15 protein-coding genes are annotated in these 13,297 nt (G+C 72.8%); 14 read left to right on the top strand and 1 reads right to left on the bottom strand.

Annotation, left to right across the window (positions count from 1 at the left end; genetic code table 11):
- The 5 genes from F9B16_RS43195 to F9B16_RS51710 form a co-directional block, all read left to right on the top strand.
- Positions 1 to 1,148, top strand: a 1,148-nt coding sequence (locus F9B16_RS43195; RefSeq protein ID WP_151546060.1) for an LCP family protein, incomplete at its 5' end; no start/stop codon positions are given.
- 116 nt (positions 1,149 to 1,264) lie between these two features.
- Positions 1,265 to 2,185, top strand: coding sequence for a proline dehydrogenase family protein (locus F9B16_RS43190; RefSeq protein ID WP_151546059.1), 921 nt, complete (start codon positions 1,265 to 1,267; stop codon positions 2,183 to 2,185).
- A gap of 97 nt (positions 2,186 to 2,282) precedes the next feature.
- Positions 2,283 to 3,077, top strand: a complete 795-nt coding sequence (gene proC / locus F9B16_RS43185; RefSeq protein ID WP_151546058.1) for a pyrroline-5-carboxylate reductase — start codon at positions 2,283 to 2,285, stop codon at positions 3,075 to 3,077.
- Positions 3,078 to 3,167: 90 nt separating this feature from the next.
- Complete coding sequence (locus F9B16_RS43180; RefSeq protein ID WP_151546057.1) at positions 3,168 to 3,602, top strand: hypothetical protein; 435 nt, start codon at positions 3,168 to 3,170, stop codon at positions 3,600 to 3,602.
- A 140-nt stretch (positions 3,603 to 3,742) separates the two neighbouring features.
- Positions 3,743 to 3,916 carry a hypothetical protein gene (locus F9B16_RS51710; RefSeq protein WP_192809272.1) on the top strand — a complete coding sequence of 58 codons (174 nt, stop codon included), beginning with the start codon at positions 3,743 to 3,745 and terminating at the stop codon, positions 3,914 to 3,916.
- Between the two features lie 23 nt (positions 3,917 to 3,939).
- Here the strand turns inward: F9B16_RS51710 and F9B16_RS43175 are convergent, their stop codons facing one another.
- The gene (locus F9B16_RS43175; RefSeq protein ID WP_151546056.1) at positions 3,940 to 4,944 is read right to left on the bottom strand and encodes an alpha/beta hydrolase; all 1,005 of its coding nucleotides are present in this window, start codon (positions 4,942 to 4,944) and stop codon (positions 3,940 to 3,942) included.
- A gap of 197 nt (positions 4,945 to 5,141) precedes the next feature.
- On the opposite strand from F9B16_RS43175, the gene F9B16_RS43170 reads away from it, so the two are divergent.
- From F9B16_RS43170 to F9B16_RS43130, 9 genes are all read left to right on the top strand, one after another.
- Positions 5,142 to 6,302, top strand: a complete 1,161-nt coding sequence (locus tag F9B16_RS43170; protein WP_151546063.1) for an acetoin utilization protein AcuC — start codon at positions 5,142 to 5,144, stop codon at positions 6,300 to 6,302.
- 64 nt (positions 6,303 to 6,366) lie between these two features.
- Positions 6,367 to 7,269: a phosphatase gene (locus F9B16_RS43165; RefSeq protein WP_151546055.1), complete on the top strand. Its 903-nt coding sequence runs from the start codon at positions 6,367 to 6,369 to the stop codon at positions 7,267 to 7,269.
- 340 nt (positions 7,270 to 7,609) lie between these two features.
- Positions 7,610 to 7,813 (top strand): helix-turn-helix domain-containing protein, encoded by a 204-nt coding sequence (locus F9B16_RS43160; protein ID WP_067466901.1) that lies wholly within the window; start codon positions 7,610 to 7,612, stop codon positions 7,811 to 7,813.
- 446 nt (positions 7,814 to 8,259) lie between these two features.
- Complete coding sequence (locus F9B16_RS43155) at positions 8,260 to 8,358, top strand: 30S ribosomal protein bS22 (protein ID WP_018654693.1); 99 nt, start codon at positions 8,260 to 8,262, stop codon at positions 8,356 to 8,358.
- Positions 8,359 to 8,396: 38 nt separating this feature from the next.
- Complete coding sequence (locus F9B16_RS43150; protein WP_151546054.1) at positions 8,397 to 9,422, top strand: NAD-dependent epimerase/dehydratase family protein; 1,026 nt, start codon at positions 8,397 to 8,399, stop codon at positions 9,420 to 9,422.
- Between the two features lie 82 nt (positions 9,423 to 9,504).
- Positions 9,505 to 10,452, top strand: coding sequence for a lysophospholipid acyltransferase family protein (locus F9B16_RS43145; RefSeq protein WP_404800570.1), 948 nt, complete (start codon positions 9,505 to 9,507; stop codon positions 10,450 to 10,452).
- A gap of 32 nt (positions 10,453 to 10,484) precedes the next feature.
- Positions 10,485 to 11,660: a low temperature requirement protein A gene (locus tag F9B16_RS43140; RefSeq protein WP_225992457.1), complete on the top strand. Its 1,176-nt coding sequence runs from the start codon at positions 10,485 to 10,487 to the stop codon at positions 11,658 to 11,660.
- A gap of 72 nt (positions 11,661 to 11,732) precedes the next feature.
- Positions 11,733 to 12,080 (top strand): peptidase inhibitor family I36 protein, encoded by a 348-nt coding sequence (locus F9B16_RS43135; RefSeq protein WP_192809271.1) that lies wholly within the window; start codon positions 11,733 to 11,735, stop codon positions 12,078 to 12,080.
- A gap of 80 nt (positions 12,081 to 12,160) precedes the next feature.
- Positions 12,161 to 12,922: a dienelactone hydrolase family protein gene (locus F9B16_RS43130; RefSeq protein WP_151546052.1), complete on the top strand. Its 762-nt coding sequence runs from the start codon at positions 12,161 to 12,163 to the stop codon at positions 12,920 to 12,922.
- Positions 12,923 to 13,297 lie beyond the last annotated feature (375 nt).

The raw sequence follows: 13,297 nt of genomic DNA, 5'->3' as shown, positions 1-13,297 counted from the left end.
ATGGCGGTCCCGGCGGTCCCGGCGGCCCGTCCGGGCCCGGCGACGGCGGGACGGGCGGCGCCGGCGGCGAGGACTCCGGCAGCGCGGCGTTCTGGGGCGACGGCCCCGGCGGCGACGGCGACGGCGGCGGGCGTCCCCGCAAGAAGCGCTGGCCGCGCGTCCTGATCGCGATCGGCGTGTTCTTCGTGCTGGTCGTCGCGGGGATCGGCGGGCTGATCTGGCAGCGCCAGTCGTCCTACAACGGCAACATCCACCGCATCCAGGGCGTCATGCCGAGCGGCAAGCGGCCCGGCCCGAACATCGCGGGCACCGAGAACTGGCTGCTCGTCGGCTCCGACTCGCGCGCCGACGTCGGCACCACCGGGGACGGCGGCGGCAAGCTCTGGAAGCCGGGCCAGCAGCGCACCGACACGATCATGCTGATGCACCTGCCGGCGGACCGGAAGAAGGCGTACATCATCTCCTTCCCCCGGGACTCCTACGTGCAGATCCCCGGCTACGGCAAGCAGAAGATCAACGCGGCGTTCTCGTTCGGCGGCCCCACGCTGCTGATCGAGACGCTGGAGAACCTCACCGGCATCCGGATCGACCACTACGGCGCGATCGACTTCGAGGGCTTCAAGTCGATGACGGACGCGCTCGGCGGCGTCACCGTCGACATCAAGCAGAGCGTGTACGACCCGGCCCGCAAGAAGCAGTGGAACGCCGGCCGGCAGAAGCTGAACGGCGAGGAGGCGCTGCTGTTCGTCCGGCAGCGCTACAACCTGCCGAACGGCGACTTCGACCGGATCAAGCGGCAGCAGGCGTTCCTCGGCGCGCTCGCCAAGCAGGCCGCGGACGGCGGCACGATCACCAACCCGCTGAAGCTCGACCGGTTCCTGTCGGCGTTCACCAAGTCGATCAGCGTCGACTCGACCGAGTCGGCGGGGGACCTGCGCTCGCTCGCGCTGAGCCTGCGGCACCTGCGCGTCGGGGACGTGACGTTCCTTACGGCGCCGTACAAGGGCACCGGGATGCGCAACAAGCAGAGCGTGGTCTTCCTCGACCCGGCCAAGGCGAACGCGCTGTTCGACGCGGTGAAGACGGCGGGGATGCAGCAGTACGTCCAGAAGTACGGCGGCGGTCACGGCATCGGCACGGTGTCCTGAGCGGCGCCGCGGCCGGGGCGTCGTGATCGCGGCGCCCGTCCGGGCATAACCTGGACGGGAGGGGACGGCGGCTGTGAAGGAGCGGGCCGTCCCGCCGGACAAGGGGTTGTTCACCAGTGCTTCGTCAGGCGTTGCTGTTCGCGTCGCGCAGTGGCGGCGCACGCCGGATCATGGAGACCGCGCCGTTCACCGGCGACGTCGTCCGGCGGTTCGTCGCCGGGGAGACGGTCGAGGACGCGGCGCGCGTCACCGGGGACCTGACCGCCGAGGGCCTGCTCGTCACACTGGACGTGCTCGGCGAGGGCACCGAGGACGGCGGCCGCGTCGAGGCGAACGCCGACCACTACGTCGCGCTGCTCGAACGGCTCGGGGAGTCCGGGCTGGGGGCGCGCGCCGAGGTGTCGGTGAAGCTGTCGGCGATCGGGCTCTCCCTGGGCGAGGAGCTCGCGCTGGAGAACGCGCGCCGCATCTGCGGCGCGGCACGGTCCGCCAGCACGACGGTCACGCTCGACATGGAGGAGCACACCGCGGTCGACGCGACGCTGCGGATCGTCCACGAACTGCGCCGCGACTTCCCGGACGTGGGCGCGGTCATCCAGGCGTATCTGCGGCGCGCGGAGGAGCACTGCGCGGAGCTGGCGTACGAGGGGTCCCGCGTGCGGCTGTGCAAGGGCGCCTACGCGGCGCCCGAGGCGGTGGCCTTCACCGACAAGGAAGAGATCGACAAGTCGTACGTCCGCTGTATGAAGGTCCTGATGGCGGGCAAGGGCTACCCCATGCTCGCCACCCACGACCCGCGCCTCATCGACATCGGCGGCGCGCTGGCGGTGCTGAACGAGCGCGACGCCGACACGTTCGAGTACCAGATGCTCTACGGGATCCGTTCCGCCGAGCAGCGCCGGCTCGCGGGGAAGGGCGCGCAGGTGCGCGTGTACGTCGCCTACGGCCGGGACTGGTACGAGTACTTCATGCGGCGGCTGGCGGAGAGGCCGGCCAACCTCAAGCTGTTCGCGCGCTCCCTCGTCGGCCGCGCCTGACCGCGCCGGGCCCGGCCGCCCCGCGCCTCGGCGACGACGCCTGAGCGGCCACCGCTAGGCTTGTGCGGTCACTGGATCCCCACGTCAAGGTATGCCGATGATCGCGATTCTGGGTGCCGGGAAGATGGGCGAGGCGCTGCTGTCCGGGGTGCTCCGGGCCGGCCGCCGCCCGTCCGAGCTCGTGGCGACCGCGCGCCGCGAGGAGCGCGCGGCGCTGCTGCGCGAGCGCTACGGCATCGAGACGGTGTCCAACGCCGACGCCGCCGCGAAGGCGGGGACGCTGATCCTCGCGGTGAAGCCGCAGGACATGGGCGCGCTGCTGGAGGAGATCCGGCCGCACGTCGGCGGCGACCGGCTGGTGATCTCGATGGCCGCCGGCATCCCCACGGCGTTCGTCGAGGAGCGGCTCCCGGCGGGGGTGCCGGTGGTCCGCGTCATGTCGAACACCCCCGTCCACGTGGACGAGGCGATGAGCGTGATCTCGGCCGGGTCGCACGCGGGCGAGGAGCACCTGAGGCTCGCCGAGGAGTTGCTGTCGCCGGTCGGGAAGGTGCTGCGCATCCCCGAGTCGCTGCAGGACGGCGCGACGGCGCTGTCCGGCAGCGGGCCCGCGTACTTCTACTACCTGGTCGAGGCGATGGTCGACGCCGGGATCCTGCTCGGCATGCCGCGCGCCGCCGCGCTGGAGATGGTGATCCAGTCCGCCGTCGGCGCCGCGGTGATGCTGCGCGACTCCGGCGAGCACCCGGTGCTGCTGCGCGAGGCCGTGACGTCCCCGGGCGGGACGACGATCTCGGCGATCCGGGAGCTGGAGCGGCACGGCGTCCGCGCCGCCGTGCTGGAGGCGATCGAGGCGGCGCGCAACCGCGGCCGGGAGCTCGCCGGCGGCTGACCCGGGGCCGTCCCCCCAGCCCGCCCGAAAAAGTTCAATTCCGAATGATCCGGTTGAGCCGGGCGGGGGTGCGTGGCCGTGTAAGGGAGTATGGGACTCATACTCCGACTGCTGGTCGCCGCGGGACTCGCCGCGGACGCCGTCGTGCACTGGAGGTTCGCTCCCCAGATGGCGTTCGTCCAGGGCGGCTCCATCCACGGCGACGTGCTCTTCCGCATCCAGGCCGGGGTCGCCGCCGTCGTCGCGGTGATCATTCTCACCTACGCGGCCCGCTGGTCGTACGCGCTGGCGTTCCTCGTCGCGGGGAGCGCGGTCGGCGCGCTCCTGCTCTACTACTACGTCGACGTGGGCGCGCTCGGCCCGCTGCCGGACATGCACGAGCCCGTCTGGTACACCGAAAAGACGATCAGCCTGGTCGGGGAGGGGATCGCGACGGTCGCGGCGGCGATCGGGTTCCTCACCGTCCGGCGCCGGGGGCAGGGCGGCGACCTGTCCTTCGAGCGCGAGCACGCCCGCAACTTCTGACTCCGGAGGCCCCGGAACCGGGCGACGCGGGGTGACCGACGAATTCCCTAGCGTGGCTAATGATCTTGATTTCCGGGTGAAACCGGCAGATCCGTGGCTACCATCCCCGTTGATCTTGGAATCATCGGGGGAGGCGCGGGATGGTCGACCGGAGGAAGCGGGACGCGGGCGTGCCCCGCGCGGCGTCCCCGCTCGAACGGACGCTGCTGCACCGCACGCTGATCAGGCTGGGCGTGCCGCGGTTCATGGCGGACCACGCGGCCGCGCTCCTGGCCGCGAACCGACGTCCCGTCCGCAAGGACGGCGACCGGTAGGACGGCGACCGGTAGGACGCCGCCTACGCCGCGACCTCCGGCTGCTTCGACTCCGCCGGCGCCGGCGCGGTAACGGACGCGACGAAGCGGGCGGCGTCGCGCATCGCGGCGCTCGCCTCCGGAAGCACCCGGTTCAGCATCTGGAAGACGTGCATCTGCCCCTTCCAGACCTGGAGCTCGCAGTCGGCGCCCGCGGCGGTCAGCGCGTCCGCGAGCGCCTCCGCCTCGGGACGCAGCACCTCCGCGCCGCCGACCTGGATCAGCACCGGCGGCGTGTCCGTCCACGCGCAGGTGAGCAGGGCCAGCCGCGGGTCGTCGAATCCGGCCGGCCCCACCACGAGGCGGGCGACCCGGCGCGCCGCGTAGGCGCTGATGTACGGGTCGCGGGAGCGCCGCTGCGCCTGGGTGGAGAGTTCGCAGGTCAGGTCGACCCACGGGGAGAACAGGACGATCCCGGCGGGGGACGGCAGCCCCGTGCGGCAGATCTCGCCGGCGAGCGTGGCGGCGAGGTGCCCGCCCGCCGAGTCGCCCGCGACGACGATCCCGGACGCGGGGACGCCGCGGTCGAGCAGCCAGCGGTAGGCGGCGACGGCGTCCTCCAGCGCGGCGGGGAACGGGTGCTCGGGCGCGAGCCGGTAGCGGGGCACGAGGACGGGCAGTCCGGTGTCGAGCGCGAGCCGCGACGTGATGGGGCGGTGGGTGCGCGGCGAGCAGACGACGTAGCCGCCGCCGTGCAGGTAGAGGATCGCGCCCCCGGCGGGCCCCTCGGGGGCCTCGGACGGCTCGGGCGCGCCGCGGGCGACGACCCACTCGCCCTTGACCGGCCGCCCGCCGCCGCTCTCGACGCGCGGGTCGTCCAGCGGGACCACCCGGACGCGGGAGCCGGCGCGCAGCAGCAGGGACGCGGCGTCGACGGCGGAGCGGGCCGTGCGGATGCTCGGGGCGTGCCCGGGGACCCGGTGCATGAACGGGTGGACGCCCAGGCGCAGCGCGCCGGAGATCGCGCGGCTGCGGACGCTCGGGTCCATGGGCACCTCACTTGCTGTTTCCGTTGTGTTACGTTCATGCCCATTTATGGCGTGTAATCAACATCACGGGTTGATCGCGAGCCATGCCAGGACCGGTGGGGTCTGTGATCCTGGCCACGGGGCCGCCGCGATACCGTGAGGTCATGAGCGTCGCGCCGCCGTCCCCGCCCTCCCCGGCCACGGGCTGCGGGCTGGAGATCTTCTGGGACGACCGGCTCGTCTCCTACGACTTCGGGCCCGGCCACCCCATGAACCCCGTCCGCGTCGAGCTGACGATGGCGCTGGCCCGCGAGCTCGGCGTCCTCGACCGCCCAGGCGTGCGGGTCTCCGGGTTCGCGCCGGCCGACGACAAGCTCCTCCGGCTCGTCCACGAAGAGGCCTACATCGCGGCCGTCAAGCACGCGGGCGCGACCGGGCTGCCGGAGCCGCGGCACGGCCTCGGCACCGACGACAACCCCGTCTTCCTCGGCATGCACGACGCGTCCGCGCTGGTCACGGGCGCGTCGGTGGCCGCGGCCGAGGCGGTGTGGACGGGCCGCGCCGAGCACGCCGCGAACATCTCCGGCGGCCTGCACCACGCGCTGAGCGGCGCCGCGAGCGGCTTCTGCGTCTACAACGACCCGGCGATCGCGATCGCGTGGCTGCTGGAGAACGGCGCCGAGCGCGTCGCCTACGTCGACATCGACGTACACCACGGCGACGGCGTCCAGGCCGCCTTCTACGACGACCCGCGCGTCCTCACGATCAGCCTGCACGAGACGCCGCGCACGCTGTTCCCCGGCACCGGCTTCCCCACCGAGACCGGCGCCGACGGCACCGCGGTCAACGTCTCGCTGCCGCCCGGCACCAACGACGCGTCCTGGCTGCGCGCGTTCGACGCGGTCGTCCCGCAGCTGCTGCGCCGGTTCCGCCCGCAGGTGCTCGTCACCCAGCAGGGCGCCGACTCGCACGCCCTCGACCCGCTCGCCCACCTGATCCTCAGCGTGGACGGGCAGCGGACGGCGTACGCGGCGCTGCACCGGCTCGCGCACGAGACGGCCGGCGGCCGCTGGGTCCTCACCGGCGGCGGGGGCTACGAGCTGGTCCAGGTCGTGCCGCGCGCCTGGACGCACCTGCTGGCGGAGGCGTCCGGCGACCCGGTCCCGCCGGGCACCGAGACCCCGGAGGGCTGGCGCGAGTTCGTGCGACAGCGCACCGGCGAGATCGCCCCGCGCCGGATGACGGACGGGACGGACGTGGTGGAGGTGCACCGGTGGGGGAACGGCTACGACCCGGCGAACCCCGTCGACCAGGCGATCCTGGCGACCCGGCGGGAGGTCTTCCCCGAGCACGGCCTCGACCCGATGACGGACGAGTGACGGCGGACGAGCAGCGACGACGGCCGACGGCGGCCGACGGCGGACGAGTGATGGCGGACGAGTGATGGCGGACCCTGGCAAGCCCCCCACGCGGGACGAACTGCGCGCGCACCTCGTCCGGACGATGATCGCGGGCGACGTGGCGACACCGCGGCAGAACAACCTGCTGCACTACCGGCGGATGGCGGCCGGCAACCCGTACTACCAGTTCGGGCTGGAGCTGAAGCCGTCGTGGACGGAGCGGTCCGTGCTGGAGATGATGGTCGAGCGCTGCGGCGTGAACCCGGATCCGAGGCACGTGTACGGGGACGACACGATCGACCCCGACATCACCCTCGACACGCTGGAGGCGATGGGCGACCGGATCGGCCTCGCGGCGCGCCGCGGGGAGACCGTCGTGGTCGCGACCGGGCATCCGGCGACGCTGACCCCGCTGTACCAGGCGGTCGCGCGGGCGCTGGCGGGCGCCGGCTGCCGCATCCTGACCCCGGCGGCGGGCTGGACGTACGAGATCGACGTCGACTACGGCGGCTCCGACCTGCGCCGGATCGTCTACGCCGAGCCGGGCGTGGCGATGCTGGAGGGCGAGGACTTCCGCACCCACCACACGCACGACCCGCACCCGATGGAGGCGATGCTCCGCGAGCTCGCCTCGACCGGCGCCGATTCCGCCGCGGGTGGTCCCTCACCGGCGTCCGCCAATAGCGGAAACGGCGAGACCATGAACGATAAACACGATTCTTGGCCGGATCTGGCCATTGCCGATCACGGCTGGGCGGGCGCCGCCGGCCAGGCCGGCATCGACACCGTCGGATTCGCGGACTGTAACGATCCCGCGCTCTTCGCCGGCGCCGCGGAAGGCAAGATCGACGTCGTGGTTCCGCTGGACGACGGCGTATCGCCGCACCATTACGCGCCCTTGACGGCGTATCTCCTCGCCCGCGCGGGCCTGTCCCCGAAGGACTGACCTTGCTTACCTTCCGGCGCGGCCGCCCATCCTGTCACTGGGTGTGACAGGGCTGCCGTAACGGTGTTCCTGGGTTCGCGCCGCCCTATCGCGAACCTCTGAGTCGCAGGTCATCGCCTGTTTTCGGTTGACAACCGCTTGGATTGCCACGCCCTGTGCCGTCATGTTCGCGCTCCGTGCGGGAGCAGTGCTGTGGCCGCCCGGTCAGGGTCGGATACGGAAATGTGCGGAACTCCCCTCTTGCGACTGCCGATACGCGATTTACGCTGGAGGAAGTACACGTGCGTGATCAAAGTCACCCGAAGGGCCGGTGCGCGGCACGTGTGGAAGAGGGCGTCCGATGAGCTCAGGCGAGCGACCTCTCAGCGAGGTCAGGTTCCTGACCGTGGCCGAAGTGGCCTCGGTGATGCGGGTGTCCAAGATGACCGTCTACCGCCTCGTCCACTCGGGCGAGCTTCCCGCCATCCGGGTGGGCCGCTCGTTCCGGGTCCCCGAACAGGCCGTTCACGACTACCTGCGCGACGCGTACATCGAAGCCGGATAACGGGTGAGGGCGGGGCCGACAGGCACCCGCCGAACCTGCCACCCGGCCGTGCAGGGGGCGCCGGGACGACCCGCGAGGACCGTCCCGGAGCTGGGGAAACAGGACGAGGACCGGCCGGCGGCCGGCAGGCCGCCGGACCCGGGGACCGGGCGGACGGGGCATCGCCGATGCCCCGCGCGACCCCCGGTCCGGGGCCGGTCCGGACACCGCGGGACGGGCGGATTCACCACCGCCGCCCGCCCGCGCGGAAAGGTGCCCGGCATCGCGGGCGGCGCCGCACCGCGGCGCGCGCGGCGCGGTGCCGGTCGCCGCGCGCCATGCCGCGGCGAGATCTCCACCTGCGCAGCGGTACCCTTGGGCAGCGGACCGTGCGCGCGTATCGAGTCATCACTCGCCTGCGGCACGTTCGTCTCCTGCACAACACCCGATACGCCGAGCGAGGTCTCGTGGGCTCTGTCATCAAGAAGCGCCGCAAGCGGATGGCCAAGAAGAAGCACCGCAAGCTGCTGAAGAAGACGCGCATCCAGCGCCGCAACAAGAAGTGAGCACGCCGGTCGCTCAGCCGTAAGGGGTGGGGCGCACAGTGCCTGCCGAGCCGGGGCCCGCAAGGCCCGCCGCGGCCCGTGTCGTCCTCGTCACGGGCGTCTCCCGTTTCCTGGGGGCGCGGGTCGCGCACGCCCTGCAGGCCGACCCGGGGATCGAGCGGGTCATCGGGGTGGACACCGTGCCGCCCACGATGCCGCTCGGCCGCACCGAGTTCGTGCGGGTGGACATCCGCACGCCCGGCATCGCGAAGATCATCTCGTCCGCCCGGGTCGACACCGTGGTGCACCTCAACCTGGTCACCTCGGCGTCGGTGCCGCGGGCGAAGGTGAAAGAGCTCAACGTCATCGGGACGATGCAGCTCCTCGGGGCGTGCCAGCGCTCGCCCGACGCGCGCAAGCTCGTCGTGCGGTCCTCGGCCGCCGTGTACGGCTCCTCCGCGATGGACCCGGCCGTGTTCACCGAGCGGGACGAGCCCGTCGAGGCGCCGACGTCCGGGTACGCCAAGGACGCCGTCGAGGTCGAGGGGTACGTCCGCGGGCTGACCCGGCGCCGCTCCGACCTGACGGTGTCGGTGCTGCGGTTCGCCAACTTCGTCGGCCCCGGCGTCGACTCGCCGCTCACGCGGTACCTGCGCATGCCGGTCGTCCCGACGGTGCTGGGCTTCGATCCGCGGCTCCAGTTCGTGCACGAGGACGACGGCATCGAGGTGCTGCGGCGGATGACCGTCGAGGACCACCCCGGCTGCTACAACGTCGCGGGCGACGGCGTGCTCCTGCTGTCGCAGGCGCTGCGCCGCGCGGGCCGTCCCTACGTGCCCGTCCCGGCGCCGTCGATCTCGCTGTTCGGCGACATGGGACGGCGGTTCGCGGGCATGTCGGGGTTCTCGCCCGAACTGCTGCGCTGGCTCACCTACGGCCGGGTCATCGACACCGCGGCCCTGGAGGAGGAGCTGGCATGGCGCCCGAAGTACGGGACGGAGGCGGCCTTCGCCGACTTCGTCGCCGCCCAGGGGCTCGGCCACCACGGCCCGGCCGCCCGGCTGGCGTCGCTGCTGCGCGGCTGACCGGGTCCCGCCCGCCGCGCGCCGAGCGGCGGGCCCGGGGGAGGACACCGCGCGGCCCGCGCCGCGCGGGGAAGGAGGCAGGATGATGCACGCCCGCCACGAGGACGACGAGGGCGCGCAGGTCATCCGGCTCGCCTCGGCCCGCCACGACGGCGGCGAGGCGAAGGAGTCCGGCGGCGACGCCGGCGCCGGTCCCGGGCCGCTCGAACGCGGCATCGCGTCCGGCCTGGCCTTCCTGCGCCGCCGCATCTCCGGCGAGTACGAGGTCGACGAGTTCGGCTACGACCCGGACTTCAACGAGAACATCCTGCTCCCCGCCGCCCGCGCCCTCTACGAGCACTGGTTCCGCGTCGAGGTCGAAGGCGTCGAGAACGTCCCCGCCGAAGGCGGCGCGCTCATCGTCGCCAACCACTCCGGCACCCTCCCGCTCGACGCGCTGATGCTGTCGGTCGCGCTGCACGACAACGCCCGCCGGTGCGTCCGGCTCCTCGGCGCCGACCTCGTCTACCAGGTGCCCGTCCTCGCGCACCTGGCCCGCAAGGCCGGCCACACCCTCGCCTGCCAGGCCGACGCGGCCCGGCTGCTCGGCAAGGGCGAGCTCGTCGGGGTGTTCCCCGAAGGCTTCAAGGGCGTCGGCAAGCCGTTCGCCGACCGCTACAAGCTGCAGCGCTTCGGCCGCGGCGGCTTCGTCGGCACCGCGCTGCGCGCCGGCGTCCCGATCGTCCCCGCCGCCATCGTCGGCGCCGAGGAGATCTACCCCAAGATCGGCGACCTGCGGCCGCTCGCCCGCCTGCTCGGCCTGCCCTACTTCCCCGTCACCCCGACGTTCCCGCTGCTCGGCCCCGCCGGGCTCGTCCCGCTGCCGTCCAAGTGGATGATCCGGTTCGGCGAGCCGATGACGCTGGAGGAGTACGCCGCCGAGGACGCCGACGACCCGATGACCCTGTTCAACCTCACCGACCACGTCCGCGAGAACGTCCAGCAGATGCTGTACGACACGCTGCTGCGCCGCGGCCCGGCCTTCTTCTGACCGCCTCCCCGCCCGCGCCCTAGGGTGATCGCATGCCCTCGCTGCGCACCCGGATGGTCGCCCGTGACCAGGCCGAACCCCACCGCGTCTCCAGCCCCCTGGAGCTGCTGTTCGACCTGACCTTCGTCGCCGCCGTGTCGCAGATCGCCGGACGGCTCGCCCACGCGACCGAGGACGGCCACGCCGGGCACGCCGCCGGCGCGTTCCTCGCCGTGTTCTTCGCGATCTGGTGGGCGTGGATGAACTTCACCTGGTTCGCGTCCGCCTACGACACCGACGACGTCCCCTACCGCGTGATGACGTTCGTGCAGATGGCCGGCGTCCTCGTCCTCGCGGCGGGCGTCCCGTCGGCGTTCGACGGCGACTTCACCACCGTCACCATCGGCTACCTCGTCATGCGCGTCGGCCTGGTGAGCCTGTGGGTGCGCGCCGCCATCGCCCACCCCGACGGCCGCGCCACCGCGCTGCGCTACGCGATCGGGGTCTCGCTCGTCCAGGTGCTGTGGCTGTCCCGGCTCGCGCTGCCCGGCGACGGCCCGGTGTGGGCGTTCGTCGTCTGCGCCCTCGCGGACCTGTCCGTCCCGCTGTTCGCCGAACGCCCCGGCATGACCACCTGGCACCCGCACCACATCGCCGAACGGTACGGCCTGTTCACCATCATCCTGCTGGGCGAGAGCGTCCTCGCCGCCACCAACGCCGTCCAGGGCGCCGTCGCCCACGGCCTCAGCGCCGGCCTCGTCGTCATCGCCCTCGCCGGCCTCGCCGTCCTGTTCGCGATCTGGTGGATCTACTTCTCCGAACCCGCCGGTGAGGGCCTCGAAGCGCGCCGCGACCGCTCGTTCATCTGGGGCTACGGCCACTACGCCATGTTCGCGGCCCTCGCCGCCCTCGGCGCCGGGCTGGAGGTCGCCGTCGCGTCCGCCGGCGAGGGCGAGCACACCATCGAGGCGGGCCCGGCCACCGTCGTCGCCGCCATCGCCGTCCCCGTCGCGATCGTCCTCGCCATGCTGTGGGCCCTGCACGCCCCGCTCGGCAGCGTCACCATCCCGCCGCTGTTCATCGCCGTCGCGGTCGTCCTCACGCTGCTGACCGTGCTCGCCGCGGACACCCTCGGCGTCGCCGCCTCGCTCACCGCGATCGCCGTCGTGCTCGTCCTGCTCCTCGCCGCCACCCTCGTCCGCAAGACCCGGACCGCCGCCACTCCCTGACCGTCCGCGCTTCTACGATCACATTCCGTTATGATCTTGGACGCAGAGGCACCGGCCAGCAGGGGGACCATCATGCTCCGTCGAATCCGGCTCGCGACGACCACGCTCGCGCTCGCGGCGGGAACCCTCGCGCCCGCCGCGCCGCCCGCCGCCGCCGACGACCCGCCCCAATGCCTGCAGGACGCGGTGTGCCTCTACGAGAACCCCGACTTCACCGGCGCCGTCACCGTCCTCCGCCTCGACCGGCTCCCCTCCCAGTGCGCGTCCCTGCCCCAGACCGTCCAGTCGGGCGTCAACAACACCCCGTACTTCGTCAGCCTCTACGACGCCCCGGCCTGCTCCGGCAGCAGCCGCGTCGCCCTCCTGCCCGCCCACTCCGCCAAACCCGCCTTCACCGCCCCCATGCACGCCTACTTGTAGCGTTATCCGCGGCTTCGTGGCCCGCCGCTAGGATCATCGGGTTCGCGCCGCAGGCGCGCGACCGGACGACGGGGGCTCCCATGACAGCCGAGATCACCGCGCACGAGGTACAGGTCGACGTCGGCGGGCCCGCGCCGATGAACGCGTTCCTGGCCCTCCCATCCGGGACCGGCCCGCACCCGGCGGTCCTCGTCTGCTCCGAACTGTGGGGCCTGACGGACCAGGTCCGCGGCATCGCCCGGCAGGTCGCCGCCCTCGGCTACGTCGCCATCGCACCGAACCTCTACCACCGCTCCGGCCCCGAGACCGCGTCCGGCTTCCCCGAAAGCGACGCCAACCGCACCCGCGCCTTCGAGCTCCTCGGCCGCCTCACCCGCGACGACGTCGAAGCCGACCTCCGCGCCTGCGTCGCCCACGCCCGCGAGCACGGCGCCGCCGGGAAGACCGGCGTCCTCGGCTTCAGCCTCGGCGGCCACATCGCCTTCTTCGCCGCCACCCGCCTCGACCTCGCCGCCGCCGCGATCTACTACCCCGGCTGGCTCCCCGTCGCCGGCACCGCGCTCAGCCGCCCGGCCCCGCTGCTGGACGAGGCCCCCGCCCTCGCCGCCCGGGACGTCCGCACGCTGATGTTCTTCGCCGAATTGGACCACGTCATCGACGCGGCCCAGCGTGACCAGATCGGCGCCGCCCTGGAGTCCGCCGGCGTCCGCCACGAGGAGATCGTCTACCCGGGCGCGCAGCACGCCTTCTTCTTCCCGGGCCGCGAGCCTTACGACGAATCCGCCGCCCAGGACTCCTGGACCCGCGTCCGCACCCTCTTCGAGACCGAACTAACCGAGTAGCCCGCCCGCCCGCCGTCTCCCGCCACCACCAACACCGCGCTGGGGCACGCATGGGGATCGGGCACTTGAGGGCCCGGGCTCTGCGATGGATCGGGCGCTTTGGGGGTCGAGGGCTCGGGGTCGGGGGTTCAGGGGTCTCGGGGAGGCCGTCCCTCGGGGGCGGAGTCTTGGGGGCGGAGTCACGGGGGATCGGGAGAAGGGTGTCCCGGGGCAGTGGAGTAGGGAAGTGGCGGGATTGGGCGCAGAGGCGGTGGGGGCGGCGCTGGCGTACGGGGCCGCCCCTCCAAAGTCAAGGGCGCCTTCGGCGTCGCTACGCGATGGACTTCGTCCACCCTTGACTTTGGAGCCTCTGCGGCCCCTGGGCAGGTGATGGGG

The sequence above is a fragment of the Actinomadura montaniterrae genome (assembly GCF_008923365.1).
Lineage (GTDB): Bacteria > Actinomycetota > Actinomycetes > Streptosporangiales > Streptosporangiaceae > Spirillospora > Spirillospora montaniterrae.
This window is presented reverse-complemented; position numbering and strand designations above follow the sequence as displayed.

What these genes read in the sequence shown, in the direction of transcription:
- F9B16_RS51710 (WP_192809272.1), top strand. Translation starts at nt 3,743, where the DNA reads ATGGTCGACCGGAGGAAGCGGGACGCGGGCGTGCCCCGCGCGGCGTCC.
- F9B16_RS43160 (WP_067466901.1), top strand. Translation starts at nt 7,610, where the DNA reads ATGAGCTCAGGCGAGCGACCTCTCAGCGAGGTCAGGTTCCTGACCGTG.
- F9B16_RS43145 (WP_404800570.1), top strand. Translation starts at nt 9,505, where the DNA reads ATGATGCACGCCCGCCACGAGGACGACGAGGGCGCGCAGGTCATCCGG.
- F9B16_RS43165 (WP_151546055.1), top strand. Translation starts at nt 6,367, where the DNA reads ATGGCGGACCCTGGCAAGCCCCCCACGCGGGACGAACTGCGCGCGCAC.
- F9B16_RS43130 (WP_151546052.1), top strand. Translation starts at nt 12,161, where the DNA reads ATGACAGCCGAGATCACCGCGCACGAGGTACAGGTCGACGTCGGCGGG.
- F9B16_RS43180 (WP_151546057.1), top strand. Translation starts at nt 3,168, where the DNA reads ATGGGACTCATACTCCGACTGCTGGTCGCCGCGGGACTCGCCGCGGAC.
- F9B16_RS43175 (WP_151546056.1), bottom strand. Translation starts at nt 4,944, where the DNA reads ATGGACCCGAGCGTCCGCAGCCGCGCGATCTCCGGCGCGCTGCGCCTG.
- F9B16_RS43135 (WP_192809271.1), top strand. Translation starts at nt 11,733, where the DNA reads ATGCTCCGTCGAATCCGGCTCGCGACGACCACGCTCGCGCTCGCGGCG.
- F9B16_RS43140 (WP_225992457.1), top strand. Translation starts at nt 10,485, where the DNA reads ATGCCCTCGCTGCGCACCCGGATGGTCGCCCGTGACCAGGCCGAACCC.
- proC (WP_151546058.1), top strand. Translation starts at nt 2,283, where the DNA reads ATGATCGCGATTCTGGGTGCCGGGAAGATGGGCGAGGCGCTGCTGTCC.